Genomic DNA, 23,942 nt, shown 5'->3' with positions numbered 1-23,942 from the left:
CGTGATGAAGGGCCGTCAGGCCGCGAGCCAGGCTTCGGCGACGCGGACCCAGTAGCTCGCGCCGATCGCGAGGATGTCGTCGTTGAAGTCGTAGCCGGGGTTGTGCACCATGCAGCCGCCCTTGCTGCCGATCCCGTTGCCGATGAACGCATAGCAGCCGGGGCGCGCCTCGAGCATGAACGCGAAGTCCTCGCTGCCCATCAGCGGCGCGGCCTCGGTCTCGACGCGCTCGGCGCCGAGCATCCGGCGTGCGATGTCGGCTGCAAACGCGGTGGGTTCGGGATGGTTGACGAGCACCGGGTAGCCGTAGTCGTAATCCACTTCCGCGGTGAGGCCGAAGCTTTCCGCCTGGCCCTTCGCGAGCGCTTCGATTCGGCGGGCGAGCAGCGCGCGCACGTCGGCGTTCAGCGCGCGCACCGACAGCTTCATCACGACGGTTTCGGGAATGATGTTGAAGGTCTCGCCGGCCTGCACGCTGCCGACCGTGATCACGGCCGCATGCTGCGCATCGACCTCGCGCGCGACGATCGTCTGCAGCGCGACCATGATGCTGCCCGCGGCCGACATCGGATCGCGTGCGAAGTGCGGCATCGCCCCGTGACCGCCGACGCCGCGCAGCGTGATCGTCACGCGGTCGGCCGACGCCATCGCGGCGCCGGTGCGGAATGCCATGTCGCCGGCGGCGCGGCCCGGCATGTTGTGGATCGCGAAGATCGCATCGCACGGGAAGCGGTCGAACAGGCCGTCGTCCATCATCGATTTCGCGCCACCGAAGTTTTCCTCGGCTGGCTGGAAGATCAGGTTCAGCGTGCCGGAGAACTGGCGCGTCGCGGCCAGGTGACGCGCCGCGCACAGCAGCATCGCGGTGTGGCCGTCGTGGCCGCATGCATGCATCTTGTTCGCATGGCGGCTCGCGTAGGGCAGGCCGGTGGCCTCGGCGAGCGGCAGCGCGTCCATGTCGGCGCGCAGGCCGACGGTGCGCGTGCCTTGTCCTTCGCGCAGCACGCCGACGACGCCCGTCTTGCCTATGCCGCGATGCACTTCGTAGCCCCAGCCGGTGAGCAGTTCCGCGACGAGATCGCTCGTCAGCGTTTCCTCGAACGCGAGTTCCGGGTGCGCATGGATGCGGCGGCGCACTTCGATGAGGTCTGGGGCGATCGCGGCGATGCCGGGGATGACGGGGTTCGCGGCTTGCAGCATGGTGTCTCCTGTGGGGCCGGTGGACGTTTGACGCGCATATGACGGTAAAGGATATAAATTTCTTTTGCGCACCAGAAGCTGCTAAATTGCTTTGGTGCACACCACCGGTTGCCGCTCGGGAATACCCTGAGCCTGCATGCGCCGCGCTGCACGGGGGTTTCCACGAATCACGCATGCCGCCATGAAATACCATCAGTTGAAAGCGTTCGTCACCGTCGCGGACGAAGGGAGCATCCGCGCGGCCGCGCGGCGTCTGAACGTGTCGCCGGCGGCGTTGACGAAGGCGGTCAAGGAACTGGAGATCGCGCTCGGCGTGTCGCTCGTCGTGCGCACCGCGCGCGGCGTGCAGCTCACGGCGTTCGGCCAGCAGTTGCAGGTGCGCGCGCGGCTGATCGTCGCCGAGATGCAGCGTGCGCGCGACGACATCGAGCAGGCGCAGGGCGCGATGACGGGCTCGGTCGCGGCGGCGATCACGCCGGCCGCCGCGGTGACGATCCTGCCCGATGCGTTTCGCGCGTTCCGGCGGCGCTTTCCGGTCGCGCGCGTCAATCTGATCGAAGGGTTTCCGGGCGTCGCGCTGCCGCGGCTGCACGACGGCTCCCTCGATTTCGCGGTGGCCGTCGTCGTGCCCGAACTGCTGGCGGCCGAGTTCGATCACGCGGAACTCTATGCGAGCCGATCATTGATCGTCGCGCGCAAGGGGCATCCACTCGCGTCGGCCACGTCGCTCGCCGATCTCGTCGAGGCCGACTGGCTGATGAATCCGTCGCCGGAAAGCTCGACCCAGGTGCTGTTCAACACGTTCATCGCATACGGGCTGCCGGTGCCGCAGCGGGTCGTCGAATGCCCGAGCTTCGGCCTCGCGCACAGCCTGATGACGGGCTGCGACCTGATCGCGTCGATGCCCGAACAGCTGCTGCAAGGGGAGTGGGCGCGCGACCAGCTCGTGGTGCTGCCGATCCGCGAGCGGCTGCCCGGCGTGTCCGTGCAGGTCGTCACGCGCCGCGACAGTCCGCTCACGCCGGCTGCGGCAATGCTGCTCGACTGCCTGCGCGATTCCGCGCGACGCAAGGGGCTCCGTTGAGCATGCTCCATGCGGGCCACACAATGCATCGAATAGTGATCCTGATTATCGGTCGCACGCCTGCGATCGGCCCCGCTTGCGGCACGCCCGCCGCGAGCCGGTATCATAGCGGCCGGCCTGCCGCCCCGGCCGGCTTCCGACAACACGCCATCCGGCATCCAGCAATCAGAGGCATCACATGACCAGTGCAACCCAATTCGACAACGTATCGGTCGTCAAGCGCGCGAACGTCTATTTCGACGGCAAGTGCGTGTCGCATACCGTGCTCTTCCCGGACGGCACGCGCAAGACGCTCGGCGTGATCCTGCCGTGCGCGCTCAACTTCGGCACGGACGCGCCCGAATTGATGGAAGTGCAGGCCGGCAAGTGCCGCGTGAAGCTCGACGGCAGCAGCGACTGGCAGACCTACGGCTCCGGCGAATCGTTCTCTGTGCCGGGCAAGAGCCGCTTCGACATCGAAGTGCTCGAGACGCTCGACTACGTCTGCAGCTACCTGTAAGCGCGCAAGCACGGTCGCGACGCGTGCGTGCGGCCCGTGCGCCCAAACGAAAAAGCCCCGCCTAGGCGGGGCTTGTCGCATGCGGACGGCGCAACGCCGTCCGGCGCGGGGCTTACAGGCAGGCGCTGATGTCGCCGGCGGCAGCCGCGTCGCCGCGCACGCCGACCCACGTCTTCGCGTCCGGCTTCGACGACGGGCGAACCATCGCGGCCACGCCGTTCGGCGGCTGCTGGCCCGGTGCGTAGACATCGGTCGCGAGGCCGTTCGCGAGCACGTTCTGCGAGATCACCTGCTGTTGCGACTTGTCGGCCCAGGTCTTGGCGATGCACGCCGAGACGTCCGGGGCGGCCTTCTGGCTTTGTCCCACGTTCTGCACGGCCGGATCGGCCGCGTGAGCAGAAATTGCCACGGTCAATGCGATGAGCGGTAAGTATTTCACGTTCACGTTTTATCTCCCTCGAGTCGTGATTGATTGAGTGGGATGCGCAGCAGAACTGCGTGCCTGTGAGATTGCATCGGACAAATGCGGTTCCGGCGATTCCGAAACAAGTTGTTAACGCGCTTGCCAAACGGCACTCCGGATGCAATGCGTTCTGTCGCGCGGCGGCATGCGTCGTGCGCGGTCCGTGTGGAGACGCGACAGCGACGTCATGCGTCGTGAGGTCGGCTCGCTGCCCTGAGGTGTGGCGGATTGACGGCCGCGGCGTGCTGCATGTGTCTGCATGTCGCGCCGCGACGCTTCTTTATTGGATGACGATGTGGAACGGCTGAATGATGGCCCCGTCGCATGAGTACCATGATGACAAACTTTCGTCCGATCGATTGTCAACGAAGTTTAAACGCCGGACGCGGCGGCGCGCGCGGTGCGTATCAGCCCGCCTTGCGCATACCTGCGTCGCGCAGGTTGACGGGTACGACCGGACGGAAGCGTTCGCGCTTCTGTTCGTCGTCGAAGTGCTGGAGCGCGGGCTTGATCAAGTCGCTGCGCGACACGATGCCGATGATGCGCAGCGATTGCGGATCGTCGACGACCGGCAGGCGTTCAAGGCCGAGCATCGCGAGCCGCGATGCGACCACGCGGCACGTTTCGTGCGCCTGCGCGACGGCTGGCACATGTTCGGCGAACGCGTTCGCGAGCACCGCGCCGGGACCGGCCTGCGCGCGCTGCGCGTCGAGCGTCGCGCGATCCACGATGCCGAGCAGGCGGCCGTTCTGCACGACCGGGTATGCACGGTGTGTCTGCTTTACGCCGAAGTACTGCGACTCGACCGCGTCGAGCGTCATGGCCCCGTTGATCGCGACGAGCGCGTCGGCCGAGGTCATCACTTCGGCCACGTCATGGCGTTCGAGCGGATCGACGCCGTATTCGCGGTAGATGTGATACCCGCGGCGCGCGATCTTTTCCGTCATGATCGAACGCTTCATCACGACGGTCGCGAAGCCGTGCGCGACGAGCGTCGCGGCGAGCAGCGGCAGCAGTGCGTTCGCGTCGTGCGTGAGGCCGAACGCGAACACGATCGCGGTCAGCGGCGCGCCGAGCGTCGCGCCGAGCGTCGCGGCCATGCAGACGAGCGGCCATAGCGCCGGATCGCCGCCGGGCAGCACCGGCGACAGCACGGTGCCGAGGCCGGCGCCGAGCATCAGCAGCGGGGCCAGCACGCCTCCCGACGTGCCGGATCCGAGCGCGATCACCCACATCACGGCCTTCACGATCAGCAGCGCGAGCGCGATTTTCAGCGCGATGTGCTGGTGCAGCAGGTCGCCGATCACGTCGTAGCCGACACCGAGTGCGCGCGGCTCGAGCCAGCCGCCGATGCCGATCACGATCGCGCCGAGCGCCGGCCACCACATCCAGTGCACAGGCAGCTTTGCGAAGGCGTCCTCGACGCGGTACAGCGCGGCCGACAGGCCGCACGCGAGCATGCCCGACAGCAGGCCCGCGACGATGCACGACAGCAGCGCGACGGGCGTCGGCGATGCGGTGGCCACCGGAAACAGCGGACCGACACCGAAGAACACGGCGCGGGCGAAACCGGCCACCGCGCACGCGAGCGCGACCGGCAGGAAACTGCGCGGACGCCATTCGAACAGCAGCAGTTCGACCGCGAGCAGCACGGCGGCGACCGGCGTGCCGAACACGGCGGTCATGCCGGCGGCCGCGCCCGCGACGAGCAGCGTCTTGCGTTCGGCCGCGGTCACGTGCACGCATTGCGCGATCAGCGAGCCGAGCGCGCCGCCCGTCATGATGATCGGGCCCTCGGCACCGAACGGGCCGCCGCTTCCGATCACGACGCCGGACGACAGCGGCTTGAGGATCGCAACCTTCGGCGACATGCGGCTCTTGCCGAACAGGATCGCCTCGATCGCTTCGGGAATGCCGTGGCCGCGGATCTTCTCCGAGCCGAAACGCGCCATCAGCCCGACGATCAGCCCGCCGATCACCGGCACGACGATCACCCACGCGCCGAGCGTGTTGTGGGCGGGCGAGCGGTCGGCGAACGAGAACTGCTGGAAGAAGAACAGGTTCGTGAACAGGTGGATCAGGCTCAACAGCACGAACGCCGCCAGCGTGCTGAGCACGCCGATCCCGGCAGCCAGCAATGCTATTCTGGGCAGGCGTTCGTTGGTCGAGAAATCGCGTTTGTGTGGTGCGTTCATCGGAGCAGGGAGAGGTTGGTCAAGCCTGGGTCAATAATCGATCTGCGGAACCTGGAACGTGCCCTTGAGCGATTTCAGTTCCGTGCGGTGCATGGCCGCGAGGCGGGCGAGCAGCGTTTCGCCGGCTTCCTCGAGGTGGACCTCGACCTGCCGGCGGTCCGCTTCGCTCGTCTTGCGCTTCACGAGCCCGAGCGCCTCGCAGCGCGTCACCAGCGCGACGACGCCGTGATGCTGCGCCTGCAGGCGTTCGGCGAGTTCGCCGATGGTGGCCCATTCGCGATGCGGGTAGCCCTTGATGTGCAGCAGCAGCAGATACTGCAGCGGCGTCACGCCTTCGCTTTGCGCGGCGCGTTCGGAGAAGCGCTCGAAGCGGCGCATCTGGTAGCGGAACTCGGACAGTTGCTGGAAATCGGCTTTGGTCAGCGAGCGTCGGGTATCGGTCATTGCGGTCGGTCGGGCAGGAGTTTCGGCAACGTGAAATATATCACAATATGATATAAATGGACGATTTTCAGCGGAATGGAGCACATTTCGTTGTTCGTCGGCGTTACGCGGCCTCGAGCATCCGCGTCTGCTGGTACAGGCCCGTGACGAGATCCGTCTGCGTAATGATGCCGACGAGCCGTCGCGATGCGTCGACGACCGGGATGTGGTGGTGGCCCGAATGTGTAAACAGCGGCACCAGCGCGGTGATCGGCATGGTCTGCGGCACGGACGCGACGTCGCGGGTCATCACTGTCGCGACGCTGGGCGGCTGGCCGCCGAACGACTGCGGCAGCCGCGCGGCCAGCTGCTGCCACAGCGGAGCGGGGCGGCGCAGCTGGCGCGTGAGGTCGGCGCGCGTGACGATGCCGATCAGGCGATCGTCGCCGTCCACGACGGGCAGTGCCTTCACGCGATGGCGGTCGAGCAGCGTCAGCGCCGCCGTCACCGACGTCGACGGGGCGACTTCGATCGCGTTCTTCGTCATCAGGTCGGCGCACGTGAGCTGGCTGAACGTGCGCGCATACGCTTGCATCTCGGTTTCGCGCAGCAGCATCTCGAGGTCGTCCGGATCGACGTCGAGCCATTCGCCGCGGCGCTTCAGCACGGCGTCGAGATCGGCGCGCGTGAAGCCGCCGCGTGCCGGCGCGGCGTTGGCGTCTTGCGGCTTCGCGTCGGGACGCACGCCGCCGTGCGGATAGCGGTGGCCTGTCAGCGCGTGGTACACGAGCGCGGCCGACAGCAGGATCGCCGATTGCAGCGCGATCGGCTCGACCACGAAGCCGAAGCCGAGCGAGTGGATCGCGGGGCCGCCGAGCACGGCCGTCAGCGCGACCGCGCCCGACGGCGGGTGCACGCAGCGCAGGACGAACATGCCGCCGATCGCGAGGGCGACCGCAACCGCGGCGGCAGTGATCGGATCGGCGATCGACTGCGCGCACGCGACGCCGACGGTCGCCGCCACCAGATTGCCGCCGATGATCGACCACGGCTGCGCGAGCGGACTCGCGGGCACCGCGAACAGCAGCACCGCCGACGCCCCCATCGGCGCGACGAGCAGCGGCACGAGGCCCGGCACGCCGGGCAGCAGCCGCATCGTGACGCCGACCGTCGCGATGCCGACGAGCGCGCCCGTGCACGAGCGCATGCGCTCGCGCCAGCCGAGCGTCATCGGATGGGGAATGAAGCTGTGCAGCCATTGGCGGAATGTGCGGCGCGACGGGGAGGAGCCTGACGACATGGACGATAAGCGGTAAAAATGACGACGCGGATGACGCAGCGCAAGGAAGGCGCAGATTATATCGCGTTGTGATATAAATTGTCGCGCTGCATCAAGACGTTGCAGGCGCGCGACGCGTCCGTCTTGCAAAAACCTTTCATCAGATGAAAGCTTGGCGACGCTGCAACCGCGCAAATTTGTCTGCGGCGGCGTACAATTCGGGCCACCGAATCCCCCGATATGCCACAACCACGCACGCGATGCCCGCTCTCCCGCCCGTTCCCCGGCATGGCGATCGCTTGCGCATCGTTCGCGCGCACGCCCCGATTCCCGTCTGACGCGAGCGCCGCCGACGTTTTCCCACCGACACTCCCCAAGCCAATTCAATGGACATGCTCGAAAACATGCGCCTGTTCGTGCGCGTCGTCGAAGCCGGCAGTTTCACCGCGGTCGCCAAAGAAATCGATGCGACCACCGCGCAGGTGTCGCGCGCGGTGTCGAATCTCGAAGCGCACGTACAGACGCGGCTGCTGCATCGCACGACGCGCCATCTCGGCCTGACCGAAAGCGGCGAACGCTACTTCGAGCGTGCGAAATCGATCCTCGCCGAATTCGACTACGCGAACGCCGAGGCGCGCAACGCGCTGCTGAGGCCGAGCGGCAAGATGCGCATCCATGCGATGACGGGGCTCGGGCAGAGTCATGTCGTATCGTCGATCGTGCGCTACCAGGAAGACAACCCGGACGTTTCGATCGAGCTGACGCTCGCGCAGCGGATGCCGAACCTCGTCGAGGAAGGCTACGACGTGTCGATCGTGACCGCGTCGCAGCTGCCCGATTCCGGCTACGTCGCGCAGACTTGCGGAACGAGTTGCAGCGTGCTGGTGGCATCGCGCGAATACCTGGCGCGGCATGGCACGCCGACGACGCCCGATGATCTGCCGAACCACGTGTGCCTGCGCCTCGATACGCCCGCATCGCCGGCCAGCGAGTGGCGGCTCGAGCGCGGCGACGACGAGGATACGGTGTACGAGCTGCAGCCGGCACCGTTCCAGGTCAACGTACCGGATGCGCTGTGCGTCGCGGTGCGGGCCGGGCGCGGCATCGCGTGCGTCGCGCTGTACACCGTGCTCGACGACATCCGCGAAGGGCGACTGATTCGCGTGCTGCCCGATTACCGGCTGCAGACGGTCAGCGTGTATGCCGTCTATGCGACACGCCGCTATCTCGACGCGAAGATCCGCACCTTCCTCGACCATCTGCGCACGACGCTCACGCCCGCGCTGGAGAACGATCTGCGCGAACTCGACCGGCTCGCCGTCGAGCCGGCGCCGGGCAGCCGCCAGCGCGCGTGATGCTGCCGCCGTTCGCTCGCCCGGCGGCGCCGGGCGTCATGCGTGCGGCGTGACCCGAATCCGTTCGAAGCGGCCGGCGAGCCACGCGTAGGCGGCGATGCCGATCAGCCCGTGTGCTGCGACGAACCATAGCGCGCCCGCGAACGAGCCCGTGTGCGCGACGAAATAGCCGATCGCGAGCGGCGTGACGATCCCCGCGATGTTGCCGAGGCCGTTGAACACGCCGCCGCTCAGGCCGACCATGCCTTCCGGCGCGGTATCGGCAAGCACGGCCCAGCCGACCGCCGCGAGGCCCTTGCCGAAGAACGCGATCGTCATCAGCGCGATCACGACGGTGTTCGACGACGCGCCGTTCGCGAGCACGAGCAGCGTCGCCATCGCCATCCCCACGACGAACGGTGTCTTGCGTGCGCGCGACGGATGCACGCCGCGCCGGATCAGCCAGTCCGACAGCACGCCGCCGAGCACACCGCCGGTGAAGCCGCAGAGCGCCGGCAGCGCGGCGACCCAGCCGGCCTCCATGATCGTCATTCCGCGTCCCTTGATCAGGTAGATCGGGAACCACGTGATGAAGAAATAGGTGAGCGCCGTGATGGCGTACTGGCCGACATAGATCGCCCACAGGTTCCGGTGGCGGAACAGCTGCGATGCGTCGCGCCACGATACGCGCTGCCGGTGCCGGACGCGGTTCGCCTCGAGATCGACGAGCGCGCCGCGTTGGCGCAGGTCGTCGCGCTCGGCGTCGCTCACGCGCGGATGGCTGTGCGGCTCGCGATACCACGCGAACCAGAGCGCCGACAGCGCAACGCCGAGCATCCCCATCCACAGGAACACGTGTTCCCAGCCGAGCGCGTGCGTCAGCCACGCCATCGCGGGCGCGAACAGCACGACGGCCATGTACTGCGCGGAATTGAACAGTGCCGATGCGGTGCCGCGCTCGGCAGTCGGGAACCAGCACGCGACGATCCGCGAATTGGCCGGGAACGCCGGCGATTCGACCAGGCCGAGCATGAAGCGCATCGCGAACAGCGCGAACGTCGCGGCGGCCCCCTGCACGGCAAACCAGCCGACCGTGCCCTGCAGCATCGTGAAGACCGACCACAGCAGCAGGCTCAGGCCGTACACGCGGCGCGCGCCGAAGCGGTCGAGCAGCCAGCCGCCCGGAATCTGGCCGATCGCATAGGCCCACGCGAACGCGGAAAAGACGATACCGAGCTGCACGGGCGTCAGCCCGAGGTCGTGCGCGACGCCGGTGCCGGCGATGGACATCGTCGCGCGATCCGCATAGTTGACGACGGTGACGGCGAAGATCAGTGCGAGGACCGTGTAACGGACGCGGCCGGTCACGCGCGACGCGGTGGATGAGGCGGGCGACGCGGCGACGGCGGCGTTGCCGCTGGATCGATTGGGCATGCGAGTCTCCTGGCCTTCGTCGTGCGAAGGTGATTGGTTTGGTGTCGTGGTCGGGGAAAGCAGGCGGCGCTCAGTTCGTGACGCTGGTCGGCGGGCGCTGGCCCGCGAAGCACGCGGCGAGGTTGGCGAGCACGATCCGGCCCATGGCGTCGCGCGTCTCGTGCGTGGCGCTCGCGCGGTGCGGCTGCACGACGACGCGCTCGAGTTCGAGCAGCGCGGCCGGCACGCGCGGTTCGTCCGCGAACACGTCGAGGCCCGCGCCGGCGATCGTGCCGTCCGCGAGCGCGCGCACGAGCGCGGCTTCGTCGACGAGCTTGCCGCGCGCGACATTGATCAGGAATCCTTGGTGGCCAAGCGCGGCGAGCACGTCGGCCGTCACGAGTACGTTGCCGTGATCGGCCGATGCCGCGAGCACGAGCACGTCGCTGTCGCGCGCGAGCGCGACCAGGTCGGGCACGTAGCGGTAGCCGCTGTCGCGATGTTCGCGCGGGCCGAAGTAGCTGACCGGCATCCGGAACGCCTGCGCGCGCTGCGCGATCGCGCGTCCGACGCGGCCGAGGCCGACGATGCCGAGCCGCTTGCCCGTCACCTGCGTCGCGAGCGGCTGCGCAGCCTTGCCCCAGCGGCCGGCGCGCACGATGCGCTCGCCGGCGCCGAGGTCGCGCAGCGTCATCAGGATCAGCCCCATCGCCATGTCGGCGACGTCATCGGTCAGCACGTCGGGTGTCGTCGTCACGTGAATGCCGCGTGCGCGGGCGCGGTCGAGATCGACGGCGTCGGTGCCGATGCCGTTGATCGCGACGATTTCGAGCGCGCTCAGCCGGTCCATCAACGCGGCGGACAACCCGTTCGCGCCTCCCGTGACGACGCCGCGGATGCGCGACGCGACGCGGTCGAGCAGCGCGTCCGGCTGGTCGGCAGCGTACAGGCGATGCACCGCGTAGCGGGCGGACAGTTCGGCGTCGATGGTGTCGGGAAGCGGCTGGGTGAGCAGGATGTCGATGGTCATGAAGGTCTCGGTCGTCGTGCGCGGCACGGGCCGCGCATCAGGTGCAACCGAGTATAGGAACCGTATCGATATCGGTCTAACATCAAGAGACTATTGATTGATTCACGATTTGAATGATTGAACTGAACCAGCTTCGTTGCTTCGTCGCCGTGGCCGAGGAACTCCATTTCGGCCGTGCGGCCAAGCGGCTCTTCATGACGCAGCCGCCGCTCAGCCGGCAGATCCAGTTGCTCGAACATGCGCTCGGCATCGCGCTGCTCGAACGCAGCAGCCGGCAGGTCAGGCTGACCGCGGCCGGCGAGCGCTTCCTTCGCGATGCGCGGCACATCCTCGAGTTCTCCGCGCGGGCCGAGCAGGCCGCGCAGCGCGTCGCGCACGGCGGGGCTGGCCGCATCACGCTCGGCTTCACGGCCGTCAGTGCGTACCGAATGATTCCGGCGCTGCTCGCGCATGCGGCGCACGCGCTGCCGGACGTCGACGTCGAACTGCGCGAAATGGTGTCGACCGTGCAGATCGACGCGCTCGCGTCGCGCATGCTCGATGCGGGCTTCGTGCGCCAGCGCGCGGCGCGCCATCCGCTCGAATACCGGCTCGTGCAGCGCGAGCCGATGCTCGTCGCGGTCGCGCAGGGCACGCCGCTGGCCGCGTACGAGCGGATCGGCCCGGACGAGCTGGACCGGCAGCCGTTCATCGCGTATTCGCCGAACGAGGGCAAGTACTTCCACGACATGATCTCGGGGATGTTCGCCAGCGCGGGGCGCTTGCCGAACTACCTGCATTATGTCGGGCAGACCCATACGATCCTCGGCCTGGTGCGCGCCGGGCTGGGTGCCGCGCTGGTGCCGGCTTCGGCGCGCGAGCTGCATGTCGACGGTGTGGTGTTCCGGCCGCTCGCGGGCGTCGACGTGGCCGCAGAGCTGTATCTCGCGTGGCGCGCGGACAACGACAATCCGGCGCTGCCGCTGTTCAACGCGATGGTCGGGCAGTTTCTGACGGAAGGGGCGGACGGCGTCGTCGTTTAGAAAAAGTCAGTTGTCTGACGATATCCGCCGGCACGCCTGACGCACGCCAGGGGCTCGAATGACCGAAATGCGCCGGCTCCGCGTAGCGTTCCGGCCCGAAATTGCCACCAGCAATCCCGGTTTTTTCATGCCCGTCACGGGAAAACCCGCATTTCGCCCTCATCGGTCGTCGTATTACTGTATCGATACACTAAATCGATACAGTCGCATCGGAAGACGCGATTGAAAAGGAGACGGCCATGAGTACCTTCACCCGGCGGCGCTTTCTGCAAACGGCGTCCGCCGCCACGCTCGCGGTCGCGGGCGGCTTGCCGGAAATCGGCCGCGCGGCGCAGACCGTGACGCTGCGCTGCTCGTCGTCGATGCCGGCTGACCAGAACGCCGCGCACTACGTGTGGTACGAGCGCCTCGCGGCGAACCTGAAGGCGAGCGTCGGCGACGCGATTCGGGTCGACTACTTTCCGAACAGCCAGCTCGGCAAGGAGAGCGACGTCGCGCAGCAGGTGAAGATCGGCGCGATCGACATGATGATCGCGGGCTCGTCGATCTGGGCCACGGTCGCGCCGGAGCTCGGCATGCTCGATCTCGGCTACCTGTTCGACAGTTATGCGCACGTCGCGAAGGTGCTCGACGGCCAGGTCGGCACCAGCCTGAACGCGCTGCTGCAAAAGCGCGCGGGCTGCTCCGTGCTGACCTGGGGCTCGCACTTCGGCGGACGCTGCGTGTTCACGAAGCAGCCGGTGACGGCGCTGCAGGGCGTGAAGGGCACGAAGCTGCGCGTGTTGCCGACGCCGGCATTCATGGACACCTTCAAGGTGATGGGCGCGGTGCCGACGCCGATTCCGTTCGGCGAGCTCTACATGGCCGTGCAGACGGGCGTCGTCGACGGGCTCGAGCACGATCCGGCCACCGTGCTCGCGAGCCGCTTCGACGAGATCGTCAAGTCTTGCTGGCAATCGCACCACGTGTTCGCGGCGATGACCGTCGTGATGGGGCGGCGCGCGCTCGAGCGGATTCCGGCAAACCTGCGCCCGGCGTTCGACCGCGCGGTGGCCGACGCGACCGCGCAGCAGCGCGCGATCGCGACGCAGAAGGCCGTCCAGGCGGAGGCGGCGCTGAAGCAGCACGGGATGACGTTTCATCCGATGGCGGATGCCGAGCGCACGGCGCTGCGGCAGGCGATGCACGACCGCCTCTACATGGCATTCGCGAAGCAGTATCCGGCTACCGCGCCGCTGTTTCCGGCGATTGCCGCCGCGCGGGGTTGAGCGATGGATACCGGTTCCGTTTCGAGCGTCGCGCCGGCCGTCGACCCAGGGCGTCCCGTGCGCGCCGCCCGCGCGCTGGATGCGGCGATGCGCTGGATCGAATACGTGTCGGCCGCCGTGCTGGCCGTCGACGTGCTGGTCGTGTTCGTGTCGGTCGTCTTCCGCTATTTCCTGCACGATCCGGTCGACTGGGCCGAGGAGGTCGCGAGCGCGCTGATGATCGTGCTGGTGTTCTTCGGCGCGGCGACGGTGCTCGGCCGCAGTCAGCACGTCGGCATCGACCTGTTCCGCGGCTGGCTGCCGGCACGCTGGCAGGGCGCGCTCGTGCAGATCGGGCACTGGATCGTCGCGGCGGTGTCGCTGAACCTGCTGGCGTCGTCGTGGCAGCTGCTCGGCGACTCGTACGATCAGTTGACGACCGGCGGCCTGCCGGGATGGATCAACGTGTATCCGATGATGTTCGGCGCGCTGTTCATGAGCGTGTTCGCGCTCGCGAACGCACTGAACGCGCCGCGCCGCCGCGTGCTCGGCACGCTTGCGTGCTGCGCCGTGCTCGCAGGCGCCGTGTACGGCTGGAACGCGCTGCGGCCCGAGCACGCGATCGCGCCGGGGGCGCTGCTGATCGCCGGCTTCGTGGGCGGGCTCGTGCTGGGCGTGCCGATCGGCTTCGTGCTCGCGTTCTCGGCGCTGCTTTACTTCCTCGCCGATCCGACGCTGCCGTTGCTCGTCTACTCGCAGCAGGTGATGGCAGGTGCCGATCACTTCGTGCTGCTCGCCGTGCCGTTCTTCGTGCTGGCCGGCTTGCTGATGGAGTCGAACGGGATGTCCGCGCGGCTCGTCGAGTTGTTGCTGCGGATCTTCGGGCGCGTGCGTGGCGGGCTCGGGCTGATCGTGATCTTCGCGACGGCGTGCTTTTCCGGCGCGTCGGGTTCGAAGCTGGCCGATATCGCGGCGGTGGGCGGCGTCGTGATGCCGGCCGTGCGCCGCGCGCGGCAGGATCCCGACGAAACCGCGGCGCTGCTGGCGTGCAGCGCGGTGATGGCGGAGACGATCCCGCCGTGCGTGAACATGATCATCATGGGCTTCGTCGCGAACATCTCGATCGCGGGGCTGTTCGTCGCGGGGATCGTGCCGGCGGCCGTGCTCGCCGCGTCGCTGGCGGTCGTGACCGTGATCTGCGGACGCCGGATCGACATCGACGCGGTGTTCGTCGAGCGCCGCGCGTGGCTGCCGCTCGCGGGCGGCGCGCTCGTCGCGCTGATCATGGTCGCGATGATCGGCAAGGGCGTGACGTCGGGCATCGCGACGTCGACGGAAGTGTCGGCGTTCGCGGTGGTCTATGCGCTGGTGGTCGGCTGGGCGGCGTTCCGCGAACTGACCTGGCGCTCGGTCGGCCGCGTGTTCGTCCGTGCGGCGTCGATGGCGAGCGGTATCCTGTTCATCGTCGCGGCGGCGTCGAGCGTGTCGTTCGCGTTGTCGATCGAGCAGATTCCCGCGCTCGTCTCGGGCACAATGACAGCGTTTGCCCATCAGTACGGCTCGACGGCGTTCCTGTTGCTGGCGGCGCTGCTGATGATCGTGTTCGGCGCCGTGCTCGAAGGCGCGCCCGCGCTGATCATCTTCGGGCCGCTGCTCGCGCCGATCGCGCTGCAGCTCGGCATCAACCCGCTGCATTTCGGTACGGTCGTGGTGGTGGCGATGGGGCTCGGTTTGTTCGCGCCGCCCGTCGGGCTCGGGCTGTTCACGACCTGTGCGATCACGGGGACCGAGGTCGCACGCGTGGCGCGGCCGATGGTGAAATACCTGCTGGTGCTGTTGGTCGCCCTCGTGGCGCTGATCTTCGCACCGGCGTTTTCGTTGTGGCTGCCGGCCCGTTTCGGCCTGTAGCCCGTTCATTGCAAGACGACATGAGTACGATTCAGGACGTGGCCCGTCATGCGGCCGTTTCGGTCAGCACGGTTTCGAACGTGCTCAACGGCCGCACCGATCAGATGAAGCCGGAGACGCTCGAACGCGTGAAGGCGTCGATGGATGCGCTGCAGTACCGGCCGAGCACGCTGGCGCGCCAGCTCAAGACGGGACAGACGCCGCTCGTCGGGCTGCTGGTGCCGTCGATGGCGAACCCGATGTACGGCTACATCGCGCGCGAGATCGAGGCTTGCGCGCAGGAGCAGTATGGCCATCGCGTGCTGATCGGCAACACGTACCGCGACGCGGGCAAGGAGGCGTCGTTCTTCGACGACCTGTTCGCGCACGGCGTGCGGCGCGTGATCGTGATCTCGTCGCTTGCCGACGAAAGCCACCTCGAACGCGCGGCCGAACGCGGGATGACGGTCGTCAGCTACGACCGCCGCGCAACGCCCGGCGCACAATCGAAGGTCGATCACGTGACGGCCGACAACGAGGCGGCCGCGCGGCTCGCGACCGACTGCCTCGTCGCCGCGGGCCATACGCGGCTCGCATTCGCGACGGTGGCCGGCGTCACCGTGAGCCGCAGCGACAAGATTCGCGGCTTTCTCGCGGCAGCGCGCGACGCGGGCGCCGATGCGCAAGTGCTCGATGGCGGTCCGGCGAACGAATATGGCGACGCCGTGATCGTCGAAGTCGGACGTGCGCTCGGCGCCGCGCTGGCGGCCGATCCCGCGCGGCCGACCGGCATCGTCGCGGTCAACGACCTGTTCGCGCTGGGCCTGATGGCCGGGCTGCGCGACGGCGGATTGCGCGTGCCGGACGATGTGTCGGTCGTCGGGATGGATGGCCACTTCCTGTCGGCGATCTCGTGGCCGGCGCTGACCACGGTGCAGCTGCCCGTCACGGACATGGCCGCGGAAATGGTGCGGCGCGTGATGCGGCACGACGGCGACCTGTCGGAGCCCGGGCAGTGCGTGTTCCCGGACGTCACGCTCATCGAGCGCGCATCGGTCGCGCCGCCGCCGCCGCGTGCGGTCGAATCGAACGGAGCCCCCGCATGACGCGCGTCTACGTGACCCATCCGTCCGGGATGCTCGATTACTACTTCGGTGCGAAGGCGCTGCGCGCGCTGCAGGCGATCGCGGACGTCACGTGCAATCCGCTCGACCGTGAGCTCGGCACGGACGAGCTGATCGCCGCCGCCCAAGGATGCGATGCGATGATCGCGTACCGGCAGACGCCGGCGCCGCGCGCGCTGTTCGCGAGGCTGCCCGCGCTTGCCGCGTTCCTGCGCTGCGCGGTCGACATTCGTACCGTCGACGTCGACGCGGCGAGCGAATTCGGCGTGCTGGTCACGCAGGCGAGCCCCGGTTTCGGGCCGGCCGTCGCCGAGTGGGTGATCGGCGCGATGATCGACCTCGCGCGCGGGATCGGCGCCTATGCCGCTACGTACCTCCGCGGCACGCCGCCGCTGCCGCGGATGGGCCGCGAATTGCGCGGCAGCACGCTGGGCGTGGTCGGCTATGGACAGATCGCGCGCCATCTCGCGCCGATCGCGACGGCGTTCGGGATGCGCGTGCTCGTGTGCGATCCGTACGTGCGGGTCGACACGCCGTCGATCGAACAGGTCGACCGCGCGACCTTGCTGCGCGATGCGGACTACGTCGTGTGCCTCGCGCCGGCGACGCCCGCCACCGCGAACCTGTTCGACGCGGGCGCGTTCGCCGCGATGAAGCCGGGTGCGTGCTTCATCAATGCGTCGCGCGGCGAGCTCGTCGACGAGCAGGCGCTGGCCGACGCGCTCGACGGCGGCAGGCTGGCCGGTTGCGCGCTCGATGTCGGCCGCGCGACGGACCAGATGCCCACGCCCGAACTCGCCGCGCATCCGCGCGTGATCGCCACGCCGCATATCGGCGGGCTGACGCGGCCGGCGGTCGAGCACCAGGCACTCGAGACGGTCGAACAACTCGCCGCGCTGCTTGACGCACGCGTGCCGAACGGCGCGGTCAACGCCGCGCACGCGACGCGGCTCGCACGCTGGCGGTCGGTCGACGCATCCGCCGCGCCGGGCGCGCGATGACGCACGACCTGGCCGGTACACGGCCGTCGCCCGCATGCGATTGCCATATTCACATTTACGACGATGCGTATCCGCTCGCGCCGACGGCGACGTTCCGCCCGCCGCATGCGCCGGTGGACGCGTATCGCCGCGTGCAACGGGCGCTTGGCCTCGCGCGCGTGGTCGTCGTGCAGCCGACCGGTTATGGGTTCGACAACCGCTGCACGCTCGATGCGCTGGCCGCGCTCGGCCCGCAGGCGCGTGGCGTCGCGACGTTGCCGGTCGACGTGCCGGACGCCGAGCTCGAGCGGCTGCACGCGGGAGGCATCCGCGGCGTGCGGTTCATGACGCTGTCGGGCGGCGTCGCGCGATGGGACGAACTCGAGCGGATGGCCATGCGAATCGCGCCGCTCGGCTGGCACATCGACCTGCAGCTCGATGGCCGGACGCTGCCCGACGTCGAGGCGATGCTGACGTCCTTGCCGGCGCGTGTCGTCATCGATCACACGGGCAAGTTCCTGACGCCGGTGGCTCCGGGTGCGCCGGCGTTCGTCGCATTGCGGCGCCTGCTGGATCGCGGCCACGTTTGGGTGAAGCTGTCCGCGCCTTACGAGACTTCGCGATCCGGTTCGCCCGGTTACGACGACGTCGCACGCCTTGCCACCGTGCTCGCGCGCGAACATTCGGCGCGCTGCGTGTGGGGCAGCAACTGGCCGCATCCGAACGCGTCGCCGGTACCCGACGATGCGCACCTGCTCGGCTGGTTGCACGCCTGCGCGGCGGACGAGGCGGTCGGCCGCGCGATACTCGTCGACAATCCCGCGGTGCTGTACGGGTTCGATGCGGACACCTCGATCGGCGCCGCGACGTAAGATCCTGTCGGCCGGACGCGGGCCGCGCTTCGATGGAAATCAATCCCGACCGGGCGCGATGCGTCGCGGCGTCGGCAACATCCTTACTGTTCGGAAAGCTGGCGCGCCGCGCACGCTTTCGATCGCGAAAAGGCAACGCGCCGCCGTGCCGACCGCTTGACGCTGCATGCCGGTCGGCGCAGGATACGTGCGTGCATTTGGAGCGGGGCGCGCTGGCCGCGTGTTCCCGCATCAGCGACGCGCACAAGAACAACGATGAGCCTTCACGCACTCGTACCGGAATCCCGGCGCCGCAGCCGCCGGCCCGCCGCGATTTTCCCGACGCCCGTCGCGTCACGTATCCGTCATCCCGTTTCGTACCGTGCATCGGTACACTTTCCCGTCCGCGCGCTGGCCGCGACGATGAGCCGTGCCGATCGGCGCCGGCGCGTCGCGCGCCAGCCCGTCGCGCCCGAATACCGTATCGCGCATGACGCTTACACCGGCGTGTCGTGACGCCGCCGCCACGCGTCCACGCATCGTGCCGTCAACGCTCCCGCGCGCGCGGCGGCACCGGAGTCCGAAGCATTTCGATTGAGCATGACGCAGCTTACGCACGCAGTTCAGTTCGAGGTTCAAGGAGAAAAACTCATGTCGCAGCTTTCGAATGAAGCAAACGGCAGTTCGGGGAGTGGCAAGGCAAAGCTGATCAAATGGGCGATCATCATCGCCGGCGTCGCGATCGCGGCACCGGCCGCGCTGTTCGTCCTGAAGGGGATGGTCGCGCTGATCACGGCGGCCGTGATCGGCCTCGGGGCGATCTATCTCGCGCCGGTCGTCGCGATGAAGTTCGCGAACCAGAAGGTGAAGATGATCGTCGAGGAAGCGCAGTCGAATCCGATCGAGACGCTCATCAACCAGCTCGCGGAAAAGCGCCAGGCGGCGCAGAAATTCGCGGACAGCATCACCGCTTTCCGCACCGAAGTGAAGAACTTCGAAAACAAGACCGAGCTGTTCGAGAAGCAGTATCCGGAAGACGCACCACGCTTTCGCGCGCAGCTCGACACGATGAAGCAACTGCTTGCGTTTCGCGAAAGCCGCTACAAGCAGGTGCAGGCGGAACTGAAGAATTTCGCCTCCGCGATCGACCGCGCGAAGGCGATGTGGGACATGTCGCAGGCGGCCCAGCACATGAACAAGCTCGCGGGCCGGCAGACGGCCGATACGTTCGAGCAGATCAAGACCGACGTGGCCGTTGATTCGGTGATGCGCTCGGTGAACAAGGCATTTTCCGAAATGGAGACGTCGCTGCTGGACAATCCCGAGGTCAAGCAGGCGCAACAGCAGGCGGTGATGAACGGCACGCCCGTGCCCGGCCCCGACGCGGCACAGGCCGCTGCATTGCCGTCGAAACAACAATAACTTCCCGCAGGCACGCAACCATGAAAAAACTTCTCGGTGCAGTCGTGTTTCTGGTGGTGCTCGTCGGCGTATGGATCGTCCACCAGGGCGGCCTGTCGACACTGATTCCCGCGCACGATGCCGCGCCGGGCGCGACGTCCGCGCAGGCAGGCGACGCGGGCCAGCCCGCGCAGACGTCGACGTCCACCAACGTGCTGCCGGCCGGCTTCACGCCGCAGACGAGCACGCTGAAATCGATCGCCGAAAACGGCGTCGTGCGCGTCTCGGTGCAGAACCCGAGCGAGCCGTTCTTCGGCGAGGACAAGGGCGCGCCGCACGGCTTCAACGTCGAATTCGCGCGGCTGCTGTTCTCGGATCCGTCGTTCTCGCATGGCGGCAAGCCGGTCGTCGTCGATACGCGTCACGAAGTCGACACGTATCCGGGCGTGCCGAAGCAGCTGCTCGACACCGATGCGAAGGGCAACCATGTCGTCGACGTCGCGATGGACGGGCTGACGTTCCCGGACAACACGCCGGCGGGCGTCGTCTACTCGGTGCCGTACGTCGATGATTTCGGCTATTCGCTGATCGTGCGGCAAGGCTCCGCGATCCGCTCGGCCGACGATCTGGCCGGCAAGACGGTCGGCATCCTGAAGGGCGACCCGGACGTGCGTGCATTCGTCACGCGCCAGTATCCGAACGTCCGGTTCGTCGAGGTCGACGATTCCGACCCGGCGTTCATCGCGAAGAGCCTCGACGGCCATGCGGTCGACGCGTTCATCTACGACTATCCGTTCGCGGTCAGCTCGATCAAGGGCACCGACCTGAAGTTCGCGGTGACCAAGCTCGACGGCTCGAACATCGCGTACAAGATCGGCGTGCGTGCCGACGACCAGGACCTGCTGATCTACCTGAACGCCGCGATCGCGAAGCTCAAGCAGTCGCCGCAGTATCTGGACCTGCTGCGCAAGTACTTCGTCAGCGACCAGACGATGACGACCGCAGCCGCGTCGGGCGAAAAGACGTACGTGGTGAAGGCGGGCGACACGCTGAACATGATCGCGGCGAGCAAGCTCGGCAGCGGCCAGCGCTATCGCGAGATCCAGCGCCGCAACAACCTCGCGAACCCGAACCTGATCCTGGCTGGCCAGCATCTCGTGATTCCGGTCCGGTAGGCGCGGCGTGGAGCGAAGAAGGTTGGGAGGGGAAGGTGAACCACGGCGCGCGGCACGGCGGATCGTTTTCGCCGTGCCGCGCGCCGCTTTGCATCAGTGCGTGATCGACAGGAACAGGTAGGCCGCGAACAGCGACAAATGCACGACACCGTGCAGCACCGTCGTGCGTCCCTGGCTGAGCGTCAGCGTGCTGACCAGCAGCGTCAGGGACAGCAGCACGGTTTCCATCGCGCCGATGCCGAGCGTGAGCGGCTGGCCGACCCAGATGAACACGGCCGCGACGGTCGGAATCGTCAGCCCGATGCTCGCGAGTGCCGAGCCGAGCGCGAGGTTCATGCTGGTCTGCAGGCGATTCGCGCGTGCGGCGGTGACGGCCGCGAGCCCTTCGGGCAGCAGCACGAGCGCGGCGATCACGATGCCGACCGCCGCTTCCGGCGCGCCGAGCTTCATCACCGCATGCTCGACGGCCGGCGACAGCAGCTTGGCGAGCAGCACGACCGCGACGAGGCTCGCGAACAGCAGCACGAGGCTGGTCAGCGCGGTGCGGCCGCTCGGCGGCGCCGCGTGCACCGATTCGTTCGCGCTGTCGTGCTCGGTGAGGAAGTAGTCGCGGTGGCGCACGGTCTGCACGAACACGAATGCGCCGTACAGCACGAGCGACGACACGCCGGCGAACGCCAGCTGCGATTTCGAAAAGAACGGGCCGGGCGCGGCGTTCAGATAGTTCGGCATCACGAGCGACAGCACCGACAGCGACGCGAGCACCGCGAGCGCCTTGCTCGCGCCGCGCCCCTGGAAATCCTGTTCGCCGTGCTTCCACGCACCGACCAGCAGGCAGAGGCCGACGATGCCGTTGCAGATGATCATCACGGCGGCGAACACGGTGTCGCGCGCGAGGCCCGATTTCTCGGGGCCTGCGCCGAGCATCACCGACACGATCAGCGCGACTTCGATGACGGTCACGGCGACCGCGAGCACGAGCGTGCCGAACGGCTCGCCGACGCGGTGCGCGACGACTTCGGCATGGTGGACGGCGGCGAACACGGCGCCGGCGAGCGCGGCGGCGAACACGGCGATGACGAGGCCTTCGGCCGGCACGACGCGCGACAGCGCGAGTACCAGCCATGCGGCAAGCGGGGCCCAGAGGGTCCAGCGCGGGAGCTGGTTGGACGAGAGCGGCATGGACGGTTTCCTATGCGAGTGACGGCGCGCGACGCGCCGTCACGGGTTGACGAAGCCCGGCCGGATGATCCGCCGAACGAGGATGATGAAGCCGATGCGCGGCAGCACGGAACTGCGCTGCCACGGGTTCGCCGCCGTAAGGCGGCGAGGGGCGCGGGCGGGCGGAGGCCCGTCGCTGGATGAAACGGTTCGATGCGACCGAGTGCCGGAGGCGGGCACTCGCACGTGACGACAGGCATGCCGGGCGGTATTGAACCGACCCCGAAAGGGCGCGGACGATGGACGGCAACGGCGTGACACGCGGTTTCCCCCTGAAATCCGGCGAATTGTCGAATTTTATCAGGCGTTCGGGGGGCACTATCTCATATTCGAACGCTTTCATTGACCTTTCGATTTGCAAAAAGTGCCCCGATCGTTCGATTTTTTGAGTTTTACAGTTTCCGTAACGGTCTCTTGCACGACAAATTCGGGCTCGCCCTGACATAAATCTACCGACCGGTCGGTTTATAATCGCTCGCACCTCCACTTCATGACGGATCGCAAGCGATGGCTGTTTCTTCTGCACATTCGGTGAATTCGGGCGCGCTGGCGCCGTCGGCGGTCGTCGGCGTGATCGGCGCGGGTGCGATGGGCGCGGGCATCGCGCAGGTTGCCGCGGCGGCCGGCCATGCGGTGCTGCTGTACGACCTGAACGAAGCCGCGTGCGACAAGGCGCTTGCCGGCATCCGCGCGCAGTTCGCGCGGCTCGCGGAGAAGGGCCGTCTCGAGCCGGCGCAAGCGGAGGCGGCCGGCAGCCGCATTCGCGCGGTGCGCGCGCTGGCCGAGTTCGCCGGCGCGGCGCTGATCGTCGAGGCGGCGGCCGAGCGGCTCGACGTGAAGCGCGAGATATTCGCGACGCTCGAGCGCCATGTCGACGATCGCTGCGTGCTGGCGACCAACACGTCGTCGATCTCGATCACGTCGATCGCGGCCGGGCTGCGAGCGCCGCAACGCGTGGCCGGCCTGCATTTCTTCAATCCGGCGCCGCTGATGGCGCTCGTCGAGGTGGTCAGCGGGCTCGCGACCGCGCCGGAAGTCGCGCAGGCGCTGTACGACACCGCCGCCGCGTGGGGCAAGCGGCCGGTGCTGGCGAAGTCGACGCCGGGCTTCATCGTGAACCGCGTCGCGCGGCCGTATTACGCGGAGGCGCTGCGCGTGCTGAACGAGCAGGGCGGCACGCCGGCGTCGATCGATGCGGTGATGCGCGAAGCCGGCGGCTTCCGGATGGGGCCGTTCGAGCTGATGGACCTGATCGGCCACGACGTGAACTTCGCGGTGACCGAGTCCGTATTTCGCGCGTACTTCAATGACCCGCGCTACACGCCGTCGCTGATCCAGCAGGAGCTCGTGAACGCGGGCTTCCTCGGACGCAAGTCGGGGCGCGGCTTCTATTCATATGCCGACGGTGCGACACCGCCCGCGCCCGAGCTGGAAGCGCCGCGCGATGCGCCGGCCGACGTCGCGCTGTTCGCGCAGGACGGCCCGGCCGCCGCGCTGCATGCACGCTTCGCTGCACGCATCGCGGGTGCGCGGCAGAGCGGCGCGCATGCCGACGAACTGCTGGCCGTGGCCGGCCGCGCGTCGATCGCGCTGACCGACGGCCGCACCGCGACCGCGCGCGCCGCGCAAACCGGCGTGGCCGATCTCGTGCTCGTCGATCTTGCCCGCGATTACGCGCAGGCCGGGCTCGTCGCGCTGACGCGCGCGCTCCAGTGCAGCGATGCGGCCTATGCGGACGCGGTCGGCCTGTTCCAGCAGGCGGGTTTTCGCGTCGTCGGCGTCGCGGACGTGCCGGGCATGGTCGCGATGCGCACCGTCGCGATGCTCGCGAACGAGGCGGCCGACACGGTGAACCAGGGCGTGTGCTCGCCCGCCGATCTCGATCTCGCGATGGAGAAGGGCGTGAACTACCCGTGCGGCCCGCTCGCGTGGGCCGATGCGATCGGCATCGGCCGCGTGCATCGCGTGCTGTCGAATCTCGCGGCGAGCTACGGCGAGGACCGCTATCGCGTGTCGCCGCGCATCGCCGCGCTGCATGCGGCCGGCCGCACGTTCCGGTCGTAGCCGCCGGCCCCGTTACCCCGAACACGATAACGACATCACTCCATTGGAGG

21 protein-coding genes are annotated in these 23,942 nt (G+C 68.0%); 12 read left to right on the top strand and 9 right to left on the bottom strand.

Annotated features, from left to right (window positions below; translation table 11 throughout):
* Positions 1 to 15 precede the first annotated feature (15 nt).
* Positions 16 to 1,200 (bottom strand): M20 aminoacylase family protein, encoded by a 1,185-nt coding sequence (locus tag BTE28158_RS02025; protein WP_124623017.1) that lies wholly within the window; start codon positions 1,198 to 1,200, stop codon positions 16 to 18.
* A gap of 181 nt (positions 1,201 to 1,381) precedes the next feature.
* Here BTE28158_RS02025 and BTE28158_RS02020 point away from each other — a divergent pair, with 181 nt between their 5' ends.
* Complete coding sequence (locus BTE28158_RS02020) at positions 1,382 to 2,284, top strand: LysR substrate-binding domain-containing protein (protein WP_059607242.1); 903 nt, start codon at positions 1,382 to 1,384, stop codon at positions 2,282 to 2,284.
* 178 nt (positions 2,285 to 2,462) lie between these two features.
* Entirely contained in the window at positions 2,463 to 2,783 is a 321-nt protein-coding gene (gene ppnP, locus BTE28158_RS02015; RefSeq protein WP_151049025.1) for a pyrimidine/purine nucleoside phosphorylase, read from the top strand.
* Between the two features lie 112 nt (positions 2,784 to 2,895).
* Here the strand turns inward: ppnP and BTE28158_RS02010 are convergent, their stop codons facing one another.
* From BTE28158_RS02010 to BTE28158_RS01995, 4 genes are all read right to left on the bottom strand, one after another.
* Positions 2,896 to 3,228: a hypothetical protein gene (locus BTE28158_RS02010; protein ID WP_174919636.1), complete on the bottom strand. Its 333-nt coding sequence runs from the start codon at positions 3,226 to 3,228 to the stop codon at positions 2,896 to 2,898.
* Positions 3,229 to 3,653: 425 nt separating this feature from the next.
* Positions 3,654 to 5,441: a chloride channel protein gene (locus BTE28158_RS02005; protein ID WP_151049024.1), complete on the bottom strand. Its 1,788-nt coding sequence runs from the start codon at positions 5,439 to 5,441 to the stop codon at positions 3,654 to 3,656.
* A gap of 30 nt (positions 5,442 to 5,471) precedes the next feature.
* Positions 5,472 to 5,885 (bottom strand): MarR family winged helix-turn-helix transcriptional regulator, encoded by a 414-nt coding sequence (locus tag BTE28158_RS02000; protein ID WP_059607248.1) that lies wholly within the window; start codon positions 5,883 to 5,885, stop codon positions 5,472 to 5,474.
* Positions 5,886 to 5,988: 103 nt separating this feature from the next.
* Positions 5,989 to 7,164 (bottom strand): HPP family protein, encoded by a 1,176-nt coding sequence (locus BTE28158_RS01995; RefSeq protein WP_151049023.1) that lies wholly within the window; start codon positions 7,162 to 7,164, stop codon positions 5,989 to 5,991.
* Between the two features lie 365 nt (positions 7,165 to 7,529).
* On the opposite strand from BTE28158_RS01995, the gene BTE28158_RS01990 reads away from it, so the two are divergent.
* Positions 7,530 to 8,498, top strand: coding sequence for a LysR family transcriptional regulator (locus tag BTE28158_RS01990; protein WP_059607251.1), 969 nt, complete (start codon positions 7,530 to 7,532; stop codon positions 8,496 to 8,498).
* A gap of 36 nt (positions 8,499 to 8,534) precedes the next feature.
* On the opposite strand, the gene BTE28158_RS01985 is transcribed toward BTE28158_RS01990, so the two are convergent.
* Positions 8,535 to 9,911 carry an MFS transporter gene (locus BTE28158_RS01985; RefSeq protein ID WP_151049022.1) on the bottom strand — a complete coding sequence of 459 codons (1,377 nt, stop codon included), beginning with the start codon at positions 9,909 to 9,911 and terminating at the stop codon, positions 8,535 to 8,537.
* A gap of 70 nt (positions 9,912 to 9,981) precedes the next feature.
* Complete coding sequence (locus BTE28158_RS01980) at positions 9,982 to 10,920, bottom strand: 2-hydroxyacid dehydrogenase (protein WP_059607324.1); 939 nt, start codon at positions 10,918 to 10,920, stop codon at positions 9,982 to 9,984.
* Between the two features lie 113 nt (positions 10,921 to 11,033).
* Between BTE28158_RS01980 and BTE28158_RS01975 the strand changes: the two genes are divergently transcribed.
* The 6 genes from BTE28158_RS01975 to BTE28158_RS01950 all read left to right on the top strand — a co-directional run bounded on the left by BTE28158_RS01975 (position 11,034) and on the right by BTE28158_RS01950 (position 18,052).
* Positions 11,034 to 11,942, top strand: coding sequence for a LysR family transcriptional regulator (locus BTE28158_RS01975; protein WP_059607255.1), 909 nt, complete (start codon positions 11,034 to 11,036; stop codon positions 11,940 to 11,942).
* A gap of 239 nt (positions 11,943 to 12,181) precedes the next feature.
* A complete protein-coding gene (locus BTE28158_RS01970; protein ID WP_151049021.1) occupies positions 12,182 to 13,210 on the top strand; it encodes a TRAP transporter substrate-binding protein in 1,029 nt (342 codons plus the stop codon).
* Between the two features lie 3 nt (positions 13,211 to 13,213).
* Positions 13,214 to 15,097: a TRAP transporter large permease gene (locus BTE28158_RS01965; protein WP_151049020.1), complete on the top strand. Its 1,884-nt coding sequence runs from the start codon at positions 13,214 to 13,216 to the stop codon at positions 15,095 to 15,097.
* An 8-nt stretch (positions 15,098 to 15,105) separates the two neighbouring features.
* A complete protein-coding gene (locus BTE28158_RS01960) occupies positions 15,106 to 16,182 on the top strand; it encodes a LacI family DNA-binding transcriptional regulator (protein WP_151049019.1) in 1,077 nt (358 codons plus the stop codon).
* Complete coding sequence (locus tag BTE28158_RS01955) at positions 16,179 to 17,201, top strand: NAD(P)-dependent oxidoreductase (RefSeq protein WP_151049018.1); 1,023 nt, start codon at positions 16,179 to 16,181, stop codon at positions 17,199 to 17,201. The genes BTE28158_RS01960 and BTE28158_RS01955 overlap by 4 nt, the downstream gene beginning before the upstream one ends.
* Positions 17,198 to 18,052, top strand: coding sequence for an amidohydrolase family protein (locus BTE28158_RS01950; RefSeq protein WP_151049017.1), 855 nt, complete (start codon positions 17,198 to 17,200; stop codon positions 18,050 to 18,052). Before BTE28158_RS01955 ends, BTE28158_RS01950 begins: the two co-directional genes overlap by 4 nt.
* Before the next feature lie 333 nt (positions 18,053 to 18,385).
* Here BTE28158_RS01950 and BTE28158_RS01945 read toward each other — a convergent pair whose 3' ends face one another.
* On the bottom strand, positions 18,386 to 18,670 hold the full coding sequence (locus tag BTE28158_RS01945; RefSeq protein ID WP_151049016.1) for a hypothetical protein: 285 nt from the start codon (positions 18,668 to 18,670) through the stop codon (positions 18,386 to 18,388).
* Positions 18,671 to 18,682: 12 nt separating this feature from the next.
* Here BTE28158_RS01945 and BTE28158_RS01940 point away from each other — a divergent pair, with 12 nt between their 5' ends.
* Both BTE28158_RS01940 and BTE28158_RS01935 read left to right on the top strand, forming a co-directional pair.
* Positions 18,683 to 19,453, top strand: coding sequence for a hypothetical protein (locus BTE28158_RS01940; protein ID WP_151049015.1), 771 nt, complete (start codon positions 18,683 to 18,685; stop codon positions 19,451 to 19,453).
* Between the two features lie 20 nt (positions 19,454 to 19,473).
* Positions 19,474 to 20,607, top strand: a complete 1,134-nt coding sequence (locus tag BTE28158_RS01935; RefSeq protein WP_151049014.1) for a transporter substrate-binding and LysM peptidoglycan-binding domain-containing protein — start codon at positions 19,474 to 19,476, stop codon at positions 20,605 to 20,607.
* Positions 20,608 to 20,700: 93 nt separating this feature from the next.
* Here the strand turns inward: BTE28158_RS01935 and BTE28158_RS01930 are convergent, their stop codons facing one another.
* On the bottom strand, positions 20,701 to 21,789 hold the full coding sequence (locus tag BTE28158_RS01930) for a calcium:cation antiporter (RefSeq protein WP_059607271.1): 1,089 nt from the start codon (positions 21,787 to 21,789) through the stop codon (positions 20,701 to 20,703).
* Between the two features lie 546 nt (positions 21,790 to 22,335).
* Here BTE28158_RS01930 and BTE28158_RS01925 point away from each other — a divergent pair.
* Positions 22,336 to 23,892: a 3-hydroxyacyl-CoA dehydrogenase gene (locus BTE28158_RS01925; protein WP_174919635.1), complete on the top strand. Its 1,557-nt coding sequence runs from the start codon at positions 22,336 to 22,338 to the stop codon at positions 23,890 to 23,892.
* The last annotated feature ends 50 nt before the right edge of the window (positions 23,893 to 23,942 follow it).

Source organism: Burkholderia diffusa, from assembly GCF_902499115.1.
GTDB classification, from domain to species: Bacteria; Pseudomonadota; Gammaproteobacteria; order Burkholderiales; family Burkholderiaceae; genus Burkholderia; species Burkholderia diffusa.
This window is presented reverse-complemented; position numbering and strand designations above follow the sequence as displayed.